Origin of the sequence: Cellulomonas sp. A375-1 (assembly GCF_001040865.1) — a bacterium.
Taxonomy (GTDB): Bacteria; Actinomycetota; Actinomycetes; order Actinomycetales; family Cellulomonadaceae; genus Cellulomonas; species Cellulomonas gelida.
The window spans coordinates 55,444-69,518 of record NZ_LFKW01000066.1 but is presented as its reverse complement, the minus strand read 5'-3'; the positions used below and the strand labels follow the sequence as shown (position 1 = coordinate 69,518).

The window sequence follows — 14,075 nt, the reverse complement described above, 5'->3', positions numbered from 1 at the left end:
GTGGTCGAGTCCCAGCCGTCGCCCGACGAGCCGCCGCTCTACGCCCTGCCCGCCTGAGCGCGCCGCGGGGCTACAGGTCGACGATCATCCGCGTGTTGCCCAGGGTGTTGGGCTTCACGCGGGCCAGGTCGAGGAACTCGGCGACGCCGTCGTCGTGCGAGCGCAGGAGCTCGGCGTACACCGTCGCGTCGACGGCCTGGCCCTCGACCGGGCGGAAGCCGTGCTGCGTGAAGAACTCGACCTCGAACGTGAGGCAGAACAGCCGCCGCAGCCCGAGCGCACGCGCCCGCTCCATGAGCGCGGTGAGCAGCGCGTGCCCCACGCGGCGACCGCGGAACTGCCGCGAGACCGCGAGCGTGCGGATCTCGGCCAGGTCCTCCCACATGACGTGCAGCGCGCCGCACCCGACGACCTCGCCGGCGGTGTCAGGCTCGTCGGACACCGCGACGGCGAACTCCTGCACCGACTCGTAGTAACCGACCCACTCCTTGGCGAGCAGGATCCGCTCGTCGGCGTACGGCTGCACGAGGGATCGGATGACCCGGACGTCAGCAGGGAGCGCTGGACGGACGTGCACAGGTGCGGCGGTCACGGGGACAACCTAGACCGCGCGGCTACGCGCTCGCCGCGCCCGTCCGCGCCCTGCCGCGCCGCAGGGGCGTGGGTTCGGCGGCCTCGAGGAGCGCCCCGGCGGTGACCTCGTCGACGACGAGGTCGGTGACGACTCCCGCGCGCAGCGCCGCGAGCAGGGGCGCGACCTTGTTGTCGCCGGCGACCACGCACACGCGGCGCGGCAGGCGCTGCAGCTCGGTCGGGGTGGGGCCCGTGGCGCGCGCGTTGAGCGGCACGTCCTGCCACGAGCCGTCGGCGCGCAGGAACACGGTGCACACGTCGCCCACGACGCCCTCGTCGTGCAGCACGCGCACGTCCGCGTCGTCGAGGTAGCCGGCCGAGTAGACGTGCGACGGGACGGCGCCCGCGACCGCGCCCACGGAGAAGACCGCGATGTCCGCGCGGCGCTGCATGTCCAGGACGCGGCGCACCGAGCGCTCGCGCCACATCGCGGCCTTGGTGTCGGAGAAGTCGAAGAACGCCGGGACCGAGAAATGGTGCACGGCCGCCCCGAAAGCGGTACCGAACGACGAGATCAGGTCGCTCGCGTAGTCCACGCCCGAGGTCCGCATGTTCGCGGCGCCGTTGAGCTGCACGACCGCGGCCCCGCGCGTGGGCTTGGGCACGAGGTACCGCGAGACCGACGCGAGCGTGGTCCCCCACGCGATGCCCAGCACCATGTCGGAGTCGAACCACGAGGTCAGAAGCTTGGCGGCGGTCATCGAGACCTGGTCCAGCCGCTCGATGTGGGACGACGAGTCCGGCACGGGGACCACGTACGCGTCGACGTGGAACGTGGCGCTCACCGAGCGGCCGAGGCCGGGCGCACGCGTGCTCGCGGGCCGCAGCGTGATCTCGACCAGACCGGTCTCGCGCGCGCGCTTGATGAGCCGCGACACGGTCGAGCGCGACGTGCCGAGGTGCCTCGCGATGACCTCCATCTTCAGGTCCTGCAGGTAGTACATCGACGCGGCGCGCAGCACGTCCTGCTCGCGGTCCAGCTCCATCTCTCCCCCTCGCACGGCCCCGGGGCGTCGCTCCCGTTGCACGTATGTGCAGTCCGGTTGCGCATCTGTTCTGCTCGTGATGACCATAGCGAGCGCAACCGGATCGGGCGAGGGGACCTCCCACCGCACGGTCCGCCTCCGGCGGTGCCCGTGCTCGGTCGGGCGGCGCAGCGTCGGTGGGCCGGGTATCCGTGCACACAGGCACCCGGAGGACGACCAGCACGCTCGAGGAACAGCAAAGAGGAGAACGCGCCATGAGGACCGCTCCACTGACGGCCCAGGCACGGCAGGACGCACTGACGAGACTGCGCGACTCGGCCCGCCAGGGCGACGAGCTCGACATCCTCGTCATCGGCGGCGGCGTGACGGGCGCGGGGATCGCGGTCGACGCCGTGACGCGCGGCCTGTCCACCGCGATCATCGAGGCCCAGGACTGGGCGAGCGGGACCTCGAGCCGGTCGAGCAAGCTCGTGCACGGCGGCCTGCGCTACCTGCAGATGCTCGACTTCCACCTGGTCCGCGAGGCGCTCACGGAGCGCGACCTGCTCATCACCCGGCTCGCGCCCCACCTGGTCAAGCCCGTCTCGTTCCTCTACCCGCTCGAGAACCGCGTCTGGGAGCGCGCGTACGTCGGCGCGGGCGTCGCGCTGTACGACACGCTCGCCACGGTCTCCGGCACGCGCCGCGCGATGCCCATCCACCGGCACCTGACCCGCAAGGGCATGGAGCGCCTGTTCCCCGACCTGCGCCACGACGCCGCGATCGGCGCGGTCCGGTACTGGGACGCGAGCGTCGACGACGCGCGCCTGGTCTCCACGCTCGTGCGCACCGCGGTGAGCTACGGCGCGCACGCCGCGAGCCGCACGCAGGTGGTCGACCTGCAGACGACGACGGGCGGCGCCGTGACCGGTGCGGTCGTCGAGGACCTCGAGACGGGTGAGCGCATCGACGTGCGCGCGCGCCAGGTCATCAACGCGACCGGTGTGTGGACCGAGCAGACCGAGTCCCTCGCCGGCTCCGAGGGCGGCCTGCGGGTGCTCGCGTCCAAGGGCATCCACATCGTCGTGCCGCGCTCGCGGATCGCGGGCGACACGGGCCTGATCCTGCAGACCGAGAAGTCGGTGCTGTTCATCATCCCGTGGTCGCGGTACTGGGTGATCGGCACCACGGACACCCCGTGGGTCCAGGAGCTCACGCACCCCGTGGCGACCAGCGCCGACATCGACTACGTGATCGACCACGCGAACGCCGTGCTGTCCCGGCCGATCTCGCGCGACGACGTGATCGGGACCTGGGCGGGCCTGCGGCCGCTGCTGCAGCCCGGCACCAAGGAGGGCACCTCGTCGGCCAAGGTCTCCCGCGAGCACACCGTGGCCTCCCCGACGCCCGGGCTGACCGTGATCGCCGGCGGCAAGCTCACGACGTACCGCGTGATGGCCAAGGACGCGGTCGACTTCGCGATCGGCTCGCGCGCGACCACGCTGCCCTCGCTCACGCACGACCTGCCCCTCGTCGGCGCGGAGGGCCTGCACGTCTTCCAGCGGCAGGCGAGGGCGATCGGCAAGAAGTACGGGTGGGACCGGCCCCGCATGGACCACCTGCTGCACCGGTACGGCTCGCTGCTGGGTGAGCTGACCGACCTGTGCGACGAGCGTCCCGAGCTGGCGGCCCCGCTGCCGCACGCCCCCGCGTACATCGGCGCCGAGATCGTCTACGCGGCGAGCCACGAGGGCGCGCTGCACCTCGACGACGTGCTCATGCACCGCACGCGCCTCAACTACGAGCAGGCGGACAAGGGGGTCGGTGCGCTCGACGAGATCGCCGACCTCGTCGCCCCGGTGCTCGGCTGGGACGACGCGACGCGCAGCCGCGAGATCGAGGCGTACCGCGCGCGCGCCGAGGCCGAGGAGGCTGCGGCCGCCGAGCCCGACGACGCGTCGGCCGAGAAGGTCCGCCTGCGCGCGCTCGACCTCGCCCCGATGAAGCCTCTCGAGACCTGAGGCACCACTCCCCCGACGCCCGCGCGCCCGACGCGCGGGAGCACGTGACAACGAAGTCCGTCTGCCAGAAGTGAGGACCCCCATGGACGTCTCGCTCATGCAAGTATTCGTCTCCGAGGTCATCGGTACCACGCTGCTGCTGCTGCTGGGTGCCGGGGTGGTCGCGAACGTGATCCTCCCCAAGACGAAGGGTTTCAACGGCGGTTGGCTCCTCATCAACTTCGGATGGGGCCTCGCCGTCTTCGCCGGTGTCTACGGCGCGTACAAGTCCGGCGCACACCTGAACTTCGCCGTGACGATGGGCCTGCTCGCCAACGACGCGGGTGAGTACGCGCCCGGTGTCGCGATCACGTTCGCCTCGACGATGGTCTACCTCGCGGGCGAGATGCTCGGCGCCTTCCTCGGTGCCGTGCTCGCGTTCCTCGCGTACAAGAAGCACTTCGACGAGGACGCCGACCCCGCCACCAAGCTCGCGGTCTTCTCGACCGGCCCCGCGGTGCGCAGCTACGCGTGGAACTTCGTGACCGAGGTGCTCGGCACGTTCGTGCTCGTGTACGTGATCCTCATGTTCGGCAAGACCCCGGCCCAGCTCGGGCCGCTCGCGGTCGCCCTGCTCGTGGTCGGTATCGGCGCGAGCCTCGGTGGCCCCACCGGGTACGCGATCAACCCGAACCGTGACCTCGGCCCGCGCATCGCGCACGCCGTGCTCCCGATCAAGGGCAAGGGCTCGAGCGACTGGTCGTACGCGTGGGTGCCGGTCCTCGGCCCCATCGTCGGCGGTGTGCTCGCCGGCCTGCTCGCCTCCTGGTCGCTGACCTACCTCGGCTGACCGCACACGACGACCAACCCCCGACACGACGAGGTGAAGGAAGCAGATGTCTGACACGAAGTACGTCATGGCGATCGACCAGGGAACGACGAGCACGCGCGCGATCATCTTCGACCAGCACGCGAACATCATCGCGACCGGCCAGAAGGAGCACGAGCAGATCTTCCCCAAGGCGGGCTGGGTCGAGCACGACGCCGCGGAGATCTGGGTCAACGTCCGCGAGGTGGTCGGCCAGGCCCTGGGGCGCGCGAGCCTGCAGAACGGCGACATCGCGGCGGTCGGCATCACCAACCAGCGCGAGACCGCGGTGGTGTGGGACAAGCGCACGGGCGAGCCGGTGTACAACGCGATCGTCTGGCAGGACACGCGCACGCAGAAGATCTGCGACGAGCTCGGCGCGCTCGGGGGCGGTGCGGAGCGCTACAAGGACCGGGTGGGCCTGCCCCTGGCGACCTACTTCTCCGGCCCGAAGATCCGCTGGATCCTCGACAACGTCGAGGGCGCCCGCGAGAAGGCCGAGGCGGGTCACCTCGCGTTCGGCAACACCGACGCGTGGGTCCTGTGGAACATGACGGGCGGGCCTGACGGCGGCGTGCACGTCACGGACGTCACCAACGCGTCGCGCACGATGCTCATGAACCTCGACTCCCTGTCGTGGAACGAGGAGATCGCGGGCGAGATGGGCATCCCGATGTCGATGCTCCCGGAGATCCGCTCGTCGTCCGAGGTCTACGGGCAGGGCCGCGAGAAGGGCCTGCTCGCGGGCGTGCCGATCGCGGGGATCCTCGGCGACCAGCAGGCCGCGACGTTCGGGCAGGCGTGCTTCGAGGTGGGGCACGCGAAGAACACGTACGGCACGGGCAACTTCATGCTCATCAACACCGGCACGTCGCCGGTGCCGAGCAAGAACGGGCTGCTGACCACCGTCTGCTACAAGATCGGCGACAAGGACGCGGTGTACGCGCTCGAGGGGTCGATCGCCGTCACCGGGTCGCTGGTCCAGTGGCTGCGGGACAACCTCGGGATCATCTCGTCGGCGCCGGAGATCGAGACGCTCGCGGCGAGCGTCGAGGACAACGGCGGCGCGTACTTCGTGCCGGCGTTCTCCGGGCTGTTCGCGCCGTACTGGCGGTCCGACGCCCGCGGAGCGCTCGTCGGGCTCACGCGGTACGTCAACAAGGGGCACATCGCTCGCGCGGCCCTCGAGGCCACGGCGTTCCAGACCCGCGAGGTGCTGGACGCGATGAACGCAGACTCGGGCGTCGACCTCACCGAGCTCAAGGTCGACGGCGGCATGATCGCCAACGAGGCGCTCATGCAGTTCCAGGCCGACATCCTCGGCGTGGACGTCGTGCGGCCGAAGATCGCCGAGACCACCGCGCTGGGTGCGGCCTACGCGGCCGGTATCGCGGTCGGCTACTGGTCGGGCGAGCAGGACGTCATCGACAACTGGGCCGAGGACAAGCGCTGGACCCCGCAGATGGACACCGACGAGCGCGACCGTCAGTACCGCCTGTGGAAGAAGGCCGTCACGAAGACGTTCGACTGGGTCGACGACGACGTGAAGTAGGTCCACGACCACCTGAACGACGAGGCCGGGGCGCGGGGCGTCCCGGCCTCGTCGTGCCTGCCCCGAGCGGGTGACGGACGTACCGACGTAACCCGGACGCGGGGGACCTTGGTCCCCCGCCGAGGCTCAAGGTGCAGGTCAGAGCGCCGATACTCCCGAAGGCGCCCGCAGTGGGCGCCGCCCACAACGGGAGGACAGCGCCCATGCGCGTTCGCAGGATCGCAGCGACGACCACGGCGGCAGCACTCGTCGCCGCCTCGGCCTGGAGCGCGGCACCGGCCGCCGCCGCGACGGCCGGCGAGCTCGTCGCGGCGATCCTCGCCCCCTCCGCGGCGTCGTTCGTCACAGGCTCGTCCCTCGCCAGCCCGTCCGGCAACGCGACCTGGGTGCGCACCGCACCGGCCGCCGGGTTCCCGAGCCGGACGGGCGGCTCGTACGCGATGCTCTCGACGGGCCAGGCGAGCGTCCTCGACCAGTACTCCTCGTCCTACGAGGCGTCGACCCCCTGGTCGTCGTCGACGACCCGGGGCGGCGCCTACGACGTGACCACCCTGTCGGTCACGCTCGACGTGCCCGCGACGGCCAACTGCCTGCTCGGCGTGACGTTCCGGTTCCTCACCGAGGAGTTCCCCGACTTCACCGGCGGGACCTACAACGACGCGTTCGTCGCCGAGGTGGGCGAGAGCACGTGGCGCATCGAGGGAACGACGATCGTCGCTCCGAACAACTTCGCGTTCGACCCGTCGGGGCGCGTCATCTCCGTCAACTCCGGCCTGTTCGACTCGGACACCGCGGCCGCCGAGGCGACGGGCACCATCTTCGGCGGGGCCACGCCCAAGCTGACCGCGCAGGTGCCGCTGACGCCGGGCACGCGCCAGACGCTCCACTTCAGCATCTTCGACCAGGGTGACGGCGACCTCGACTCGGCCGTGCTCCTCGACAACCTGCGGATCGGCGCGGTCGGCGACCCGGGCACCCAGTGCGTCGCGGGCGCCACGACCAACCCGCTGGAGACCCTGGTCTCCGCCTCCGCACCGGCCAAGAACGACGTGTCCGGGACCGCGGACGACACCTACACGATCCCGTCGTCGGAGGGCATCACCTACTCGGTCGGAGGCTCGCCGGTCGCCGCCGGCACCTACCCCGGCTCGGGGACGGTCGTGGTCACGGCGACGGCCCTGCCCGGGTACGTCCTGGCCGGCGCGTCGCAGTTCACGCTCGTGTTCACGGACGTCGCGGACGTCACCGCGACCGAGCCCACCTGGACTGACGTCTCGGGCACCGCGAACGACACCTACACGATCCCCTCGGTCACCGGCGTGCAGTACTCCGTGGGCGGCACCCCCGTCGCGGCCGGGCCCTCCCCCGCCACGGGCACCGTCACCGTGGACGCCGCCGCCGCGAGCAGCAGCTACAGCCTGACCGGCACGTCCCGGTTCACCCACACCTTCTCGAGCCTGGTCGACGTCACCGCGGTCGAGCCCACCTGGTACGACACGTACGGCACCGCGCTGGACACGGTCACGATCCCGTCCGTGCCTGGCGTGCAGTACTCGGTCGGCGGCACGCCGCTCGCGGCGGGGACGTACGGCATCGGCGGCTCGTTGAGCCTGACGGTCACGGCCGCGGCGACGCCCGGCTACGTCCTGACGGGTCCGAGCCAGTTCTCGTACACGTTCACGGACATCCGCCAGGTCACCGCCACCGTGCCCACCTGGCAGGACGCGTACGGCACCGAGGACGACGGGTACGTGATCCCGACCGTCGAGGGCGTGCAGTACTCCGTCGACGGCACTCCCGTCTCCGCCGGCCGCTACCCCGCCACGGGCACGGTCACGGTCGACGCGACCGCACTGTCCGGCTACGTCCTGTCCGGCCCGAGCCAGTTCACGCACACCTTCACGAACATCGTGCAGGTGGGCGCGACCGCACCGACGTCGTTCGACACGTACGGCACTGCCGACGACACGTACACGATCCCGTCGGTGACGGGCGTGCAGTACTCGGTCGACGGCTCGCCCGTCGACCCCGGCACGTACCCCGGCACGGGGACGGTCGTGATCACCGCGACCGCGACCGAGGGCCACGAGCTCACCGGGCCGTCGTCGTTCACCTTCACCTTCACGAACATCGTGCTGGCCACTGCCGTCGAGCCGACCTGGACCGACACCTACGGCACGGCCTCGGACACCTACCTCATCCCGAGCGTGACCGGCGTGCAGTACCGGGTCGGCGGGGTCGTCGTCCCGCCGGGCGTCCACGCGGCGTCGGGGACGGTCGTCGTGACGGCCACCGCGGAGCCGGGCTACGAGCTGTCCGGCGCGTCGCAGTTCTCGCACACGTTCACCGACATCCGCCTGGTGACCGCGACGGAACCGAGCTGGACCGACGGGTACGGCACCGAGGACGACTCGTACACGATCCCGTCCGTGGCGGGCGTGCAGTACTCGGTCGACGGCACGCCGGTCGCGGCAGGCACGTACCCCGCTGCGGGCACGGTCGTCGTCGACGCCGCAGCGACCGCCGGCTACGAGCTGTCCGGGGCGTCGCAGTTCACGCGCACGTTCACCGACATCCGGCTCGTGTCCGCGACCACGCCCACCTGGACCGACACCTACGGCACGGACGACGACACGTACACGATCCCGTCGGTCACGGGCGTGCAGTACTCGATCGACGGCGCGCCGGTCGCGGCCGGCACCTACCCGGGTTCCGGCACGGTCGTCGTCGACGCCGCGGCCGTCACCGGCTACGAGCTGTCCGGTGCGTCGCAGTTCACGCACACGTTCACCGACATCCGGCTCGTCACGGCGACCGCGCCCACCCAGACGGACACGTACGGCACGGACGACGACACCTACACGATCCCGTCGGTGACCGGAGTGGAGTACTCGGTCGACGGCGACCCCGTCGCGGCCGGGACGCACCCCGGTTCCGGGACGGTCGTCGTCACCGCGACCGCGACGGCCGGCTACGAGCTCTCCGGGGTCTCGCAGTTCACGCTCGTGTTCACGAACATCGTCCTCGTGACGCCCGTCGCGCCGACCTGGACCGACGTGGACGGCACCGCGTCCGACGCGTACACGATCCCCGCGGTCGACGGGGTCGTGTACACGGTCGGCGGCGGGGTCGTCGCGCCGGGCACGCACCCGGCGTCCGGCACGGTCACGGTCGTCGCGACCGCCGCGCCGGGCTACGAGCTCACCGGCACGACGGTGTTCTCGCACGCGTTCACGGACCTCACCCACGTGAGCGCGCTCGCGCCGACGACGCGCGACGAGCCCGGCACGGCACGTGACCGCGTCACGATCCCGGCGGTCGCGGGCGTGACGTACCTGCTCGACGGCACGACGATCCCGGCCGGCTCGCACGCGCTCACGGGCGACCTCGTCGTCACCGCGCAGGCGGCGGACGCGCGCCACGTGCTCGTCGGCACGTCGCGGTTCGAGCTGCACCTGTCCGACGCGGACGTGCCCGGTCAGCCCGTCGTCTCGGCGACGGCCGGCTCGGGCTCGGTCGACCTGGCGTGGTCCGTGCCCGCGGGCGCACCCACCGGGTACGACGTCCAGAAGTCGTTCGACGGCAAGACCTGGACGGCGGCCGCGAGCACGACCCGCCCGAGTGCGACGGTCACGGGCCTCGACGACGGTCGCACCGTGGCGTTCCGGGTCCGGGCGGTCAACGGGCTCGGCGCCGGCGCGTGGAGCACCTCCGTCACGGCGACGCCGGTCAGCCTGCCCGGTGCTCCGACGATCACCGCGGTCGAGTCGGGCAACCGCACGCTGCAGGTCACGTTCGACGCCCCCGCCTCGGACGGCGGCGCGGCGGTCGAGCGGTACGAGTACACACGCGACGGCGGTGCGACCTGGACCGCGGCCGACGGCTCCCCGGTCGAGCTGACCGGGCTCGTGAACGGGACCGAGTACGTCGTGCAGGTGCGCGCCGTGACCGTCGTCGGCACCGGCCCCGCGAGCGCGCGGGCCACCGGGACGCCGCGTCCGGCACCTGTCCAGGTGCCCGGTGAGGACGGCTCGCCGGCTCGCCCGCGGGTCGACCCCGGCGTGGTGCGGGGCTGGGTCGGCGACGAGACCACGCCGCTCGTCGTCGGCGTCCGGGACGGCCGGCGCACGGTGTCCGGGCCCGGCTTCGACGTGGTGCTCGGCGGTTCCGACGCGGCGGGCGTGCAGCTCCCGGTGGACCCCGAGGGCCGGATCATCGTCGGCGCGGGCGGCTTCGTCGACGTCGCCGGCTCGGGCTTCGCGCCGGGTGAGCAGGTCGACGTGTGGCTGTTCTCGACGCCGGTCCTGCTCGGCACCGTCGCGGTCGACGCCGACGGCGCGTTCGACGACCGCCTGGCCCTCCCGCTGGGCGTCCTGCCCGGCGTGCACACGCTGCAGCTCAACGGCGCGCGCGCCGACGGCGAGCTCGTGAGCATCGCCGCCGGGATCGTCGTGCGGGCGGCGGCCGACGAGCCGGTGGCCCCCGGGGCGTCGCGGCCGGAGGACGACACGCTCGCGGTCACCGGTACGTCGACCGGTCCCGGCGCGCTGCTGGCGCTCTGGCTGCTCGTCGTGGGCGGTGGCGCGGTGATCGTCGCGCGGCGCCGCACGCGTCAGCGCTGACGCACCGACGCACGCAAGGGCCGCCGCGGACCAGTCCGTGGCGGCCCTTGCGTCGTGCGCCGTCAGCCGTGGGCGAGGCGCATCGACCCGTCGTCGTCGACCTCGAGCCGGGCCATCCGCACGCTGCGCAGGTGGTCGCGCCCGGAGCGCTCGGCGTCGTGGTACAGCAGGTACCACTCGCCGCCCCACTCGACGATCGACCCGTGCGTGGTCCAGCCGGTGACGGGACCGAGCAGCACGCCGCGGTAGGTGTACGGCCCGTACGGCGAGTCGCCCGTCGCGTAGACGAGCTGGTGCGAGTCGCCGTTGGAGTACATGAAGACGTAGCGACCCGCGACCTTCGCGATCCAGGCACCCTCGAAGAACCGGTTGACGTCACGCGCCGCGAGCGGCCGGCCCTCGTCGTCGACCAGCACGACGGGACGCGTCGGCTCGGCCAGGGAGAGCAGGTCGTCGGACAGGCGCGCGATGCGCGGGGCGAGGGCGGGCTCGTCGAGCGCCGGGTACGCGTCGACGCCCGTGTACTCGTCGTCGCGCCAGCGCTGCAGCTGGCCGCCGAGGATGCCGCCGGTGACGAGGTACGACGAGCCGTCGTCGTCGGTGAACACCGCGGGGTCGATGCTGTACGCGCCCGCGATCGGCTCGGGCTGCGCCTCGAACGGCCCGCCGGGGTGCGCGGAGGTGGCGACGCCGATGCGGAACACGCCCTCGTGGTCCTTGGCTGGGAAGAACAGGTAGTAGGTGTCGCCGCGGCGTGCGGCGTCCGGCGCCCAGAGCTGCCGGGAGGCCCAGGGCACGTCCTCGACGGCGAGAGCGACCCCGTGGTCGACGACCTCGCTGTCGAGGCTCGCGAGCGACAGCACGTGGTAGTCGCGCATGTCGTAGTGGCTGCCCTCGTCGTCCGCGGCGGCGCCGGTGTCCTCGTCGTGCGACGGGTAGATCCACAGCGTGCCGTCCCAGACGTGCCCCGAGGGGTCGGCGGTCCAGATGCCGTCGACCAACGGGCCGGCGAGCGCTGCCGGTTCCTCGCCGTGGTCGAGCGGGGCGACGAGCCGACCGTCGTGCGTCGTCGTCGGGGTGGCGACCGCCGTGGCACCGCGAGCGTGCATGCGCCCATCTCCTCAGTTTCGTGCTGGTTGCCGAAACTCTAGCGGTCGAGTATCGCTCTGTGTGCAGGACGTCTCATGGGACCTCGCGCGGGTATGTCCGTGTGCGCCGGTAGCCTGCCCGCCATGCGCGTCGCCACCTGGAACATCAACTCGATCCGTGCCCGTACCGAACGCGCGGTGTCGTTCCTGGAGCGCAGCGGTGTCGACGTGCTCGCGCTGCAGGAGACCAAGTGCAAGGACGAGCAGTTCCCGCACGAGGCGTTCGAGGCGCTCGGCTACGAGGTCGCGCACGTCGGCTACAGCCAGTGGAACGGCGTGGCCGTGGTGTCCCGAGTCGGGATCGACGACGTCGAGATCGGTTTCCCCGGCATGCCGACGTGGGGCGACCCCGCGGCCGCCGAGGCGCGCGCGATCGGCGTGACCGCGGGCGGCGTGCGCGTGTGGAGCCTGTACGTGCCGAACGGTCGCGAGATCGACGACCCGCACTACGTCTACAAGCTCGACTGGCTCGCGCGACTGCGCGACGCCGCGGCCGGCTGGCTCGCTGCCGATCCCGCCGCCCAGATCGCGCTCGTCGGCGACTGGAACATCGCCCCGCTCGACACCGACGTGTGGGACCCCGCGTGGTTCGCCGGCCGCACGCACGTGACCCCCGCCGAGCGCGAGGCGTTCACGGCGATCGCCGAGGTCGGCTACACCGAGGTCTCGCGCGTGCACCTGCCCGCCGAGCACACCTACACGTACTGGGACTACCAGCAGCTGCGCTTCCCCAAGAACAAGGGCATGCGCATCGACCTCACCTACGCCTCCCCGGCGCTGGCCGCGCGCGTCACAGGCGTGACGATCGAGCGCGACGAGCGCAAGGGCAAGCAGCCGTCCGACCACGTGCCCGTCGTGCTCGACCTGGCGGACTGACCCGAGTCACTCCCCCGGGTAGACCACCCCGAGGCGGCGGCGGATCTCGTCGGCCGTCTCCAGGACCGTGACCACCTCGTCCAGCGGGTGCAGCGGCGACTCGGTCAGGCCGGCCCCGACGTAGCGCGCGAGCGCCGCGGCCTGGAAGCACAGCCCGTCGAGGTCCTCGATGCGGTTGTCGTCCCACGTCGCCGTCTCGTCGCCCACGTGCAGGTGCACGCTCGTCGGGCCACGGAACTGCGGACCCGTGGCGACCCAGCCCGCCTCACCGTGCACGCGCGCCTCGTCGTCCGCGGGCGTCAGCATCGAGGTGAACAGCTGGGCCTGCAGGCCCGGGTACGCGACCTGGAACGCGACCTGCGCGTCGACGCCCGTCGGCGCGAGCGAGCCCATGACCTGCAGGTCCGTGGGCGTGGTCGGCAGGCCGATCGTCGTCGCGACGAACGAGGCGAACGACAGCGGGTAGATCCCGATGTCGAGCAGCACCCCGCCCGCGAGCGCCGGGTCCATCAGCCGGTGCGTGTCCGGCACGACCGTGCGCGTCGCGAACGAGCCCGTGACCCAGCGCGGCTGACCGATCACGCCGTCCTCGAGCACCTGGCGCAGCACGTCGATGTGCGGCAGGTATCGCGTCCACATGGCCTCCATCGCGAAGACCCCCGCCGCACGCGCCGCCTCGACGATCAGGCGTGCCTCGGCCGCGTTGCGCGCCATGGGCTTCTCGACGAGCACGTGCTTGCCCGCCGCGATCGCCGCGAGCGCCTGTGCCGGGTGGTGGCTGTGCGGGCTGGCGACGTAGACGACGTCGACCTCGGGGTCGTTGACGAGCTCGTCGTACGACGACAGCGCGCGCTCGACCCCGAACTCGTCGGCGAACGCCTGCGCACGCGACGCGTCCCGGCTCGCGACCGCGACCACGCGCTGGTTCGTGTGCCGGTTCAGCGACCCGACGAAGTGCCCCGCGATCCAACCCGGCGCGAGCACCCCCCAGCGCAGCACGGGCGCTTCACGCGGGTCAGGGAACCGGGGCTCAGGAAGTCGCAACGTCACGCCCACACTCTCGCACGCGCCCAGGTCACGACGGTCCGGCGTCCCGGGCGCGGTTGCCGGTGCGCGGCCCGACGAACCGCCTAGCGAGGGACGCGGCCACCGCGCAAACCACGCTCGCCTCGTCGTCCTGACCACGGTGCACCGTGCCCACGGCGCCGACGCACGCGCGTCGAGTGCGCCGCACGGGGCGGAGCACGGCCTGTGGAGAACACAGGACGGCGTCGCTACCGTCCGGCCTCATGCTGACCGACCGGGACCCCACGCCAGAAGCACCCCCCCATCCTCTCGGCGCGGTCGGCGGCGATTGCGCGACAGCTTGATCGCCCTTGCCGTCCTCATGGTCCGGGCACCCCTGGGCTGT

General features: G+C 72.1%; 9 protein-coding genes. 5 read left to right on the top strand and 4 right to left on the bottom strand.

Features of this window, described 5'->3' with window-relative positions:
* Positions 1-70 precede the first annotated feature (70 nt).
* A complete protein-coding gene (locus CWIS_RS07940; RefSeq protein ID WP_048342717.1) occupies positions 71-592 on the bottom strand; it encodes an amino-acid N-acetyltransferase in 522 nt (173 codons plus the stop codon).
* A 22-nt stretch (positions 593-614) separates the two neighbouring features.
* Entirely contained in the window at positions 615-1,619 is a 1,005-nt protein-coding gene (locus CWIS_RS07935) for a sugar-binding transcriptional regulator (protein ID WP_048342716.1), read from the bottom strand.
* Between the two features lie 254 nt (positions 1,620-1,873).
* On the opposite strand from CWIS_RS07935, the gene CWIS_RS07930 reads away from it, so the two are divergent.
* The 4 genes from CWIS_RS07930 (at position 1,874) to CWIS_RS07915 (ending at position 10,640) form a co-directional block, all read left to right on the top strand.
* Entirely contained in the window at positions 1,874-3,619 is a 1,746-nt protein-coding gene (locus CWIS_RS07930; RefSeq protein ID WP_048342715.1) for a glycerol-3-phosphate dehydrogenase/oxidase, read from the top strand.
* Between the two features lie 82 nt (positions 3,620-3,701).
* The gene (locus tag CWIS_RS07925; protein ID WP_048342714.1) at positions 3,702-4,448 is read left to right on the top strand and encodes an MIP/aquaporin family protein; all 747 of its coding nucleotides are present in this window, start codon (positions 3,702-3,704) and stop codon (positions 4,446-4,448) included.
* Positions 4,449-4,494: 46 nt separating this feature from the next.
* Positions 4,495-6,018 carry a glycerol kinase GlpK gene (gene glpK / locus CWIS_RS07920; RefSeq protein ID WP_048342713.1) on the top strand — a complete coding sequence of 508 codons (1,524 nt, stop codon included), beginning with the start codon at positions 4,495-4,497 and terminating at the stop codon, positions 6,016-6,018.
* 203 nt (positions 6,019-6,221) lie between these two features.
* Positions 6,222-10,640, top strand: coding sequence for a fibronectin type III domain-containing protein (locus CWIS_RS07915; RefSeq protein WP_048342712.1), 4,419 nt, complete (start codon positions 6,222-6,224; stop codon positions 10,638-10,640).
* Positions 10,641-10,702: 62 nt separating this feature from the next.
* On the opposite strand, the gene CWIS_RS07910 is transcribed toward CWIS_RS07915, so the two are convergent.
* Entirely contained in the window at positions 10,703-11,749 is a 1,047-nt protein-coding gene (locus CWIS_RS07910; protein ID WP_048342711.1) for a glycoside hydrolase family 43 protein, read from the bottom strand.
* A gap of 123 nt (positions 11,750-11,872) precedes the next feature.
* On the opposite strand from CWIS_RS07910, the gene CWIS_RS07905 reads away from it, so the two are divergent.
* Complete coding sequence (locus CWIS_RS07905) at positions 11,873-12,664, top strand: exodeoxyribonuclease III (protein ID WP_048342710.1); 792 nt, start codon at positions 11,873-11,875, stop codon at positions 12,662-12,664.
* Between the two features lie 6 nt (positions 12,665-12,670).
* Here the strand turns inward: CWIS_RS07905 and CWIS_RS07900 are convergent, their stop codons facing one another.
* On the bottom strand, positions 12,671-13,714 hold the full coding sequence (locus tag CWIS_RS07900) for a Gfo/Idh/MocA family protein (RefSeq protein WP_048342709.1): 1,044 nt from the start codon (positions 13,712-13,714) through the stop codon (positions 12,671-12,673).
* Positions 13,715-14,075 lie beyond the last annotated feature (361 nt).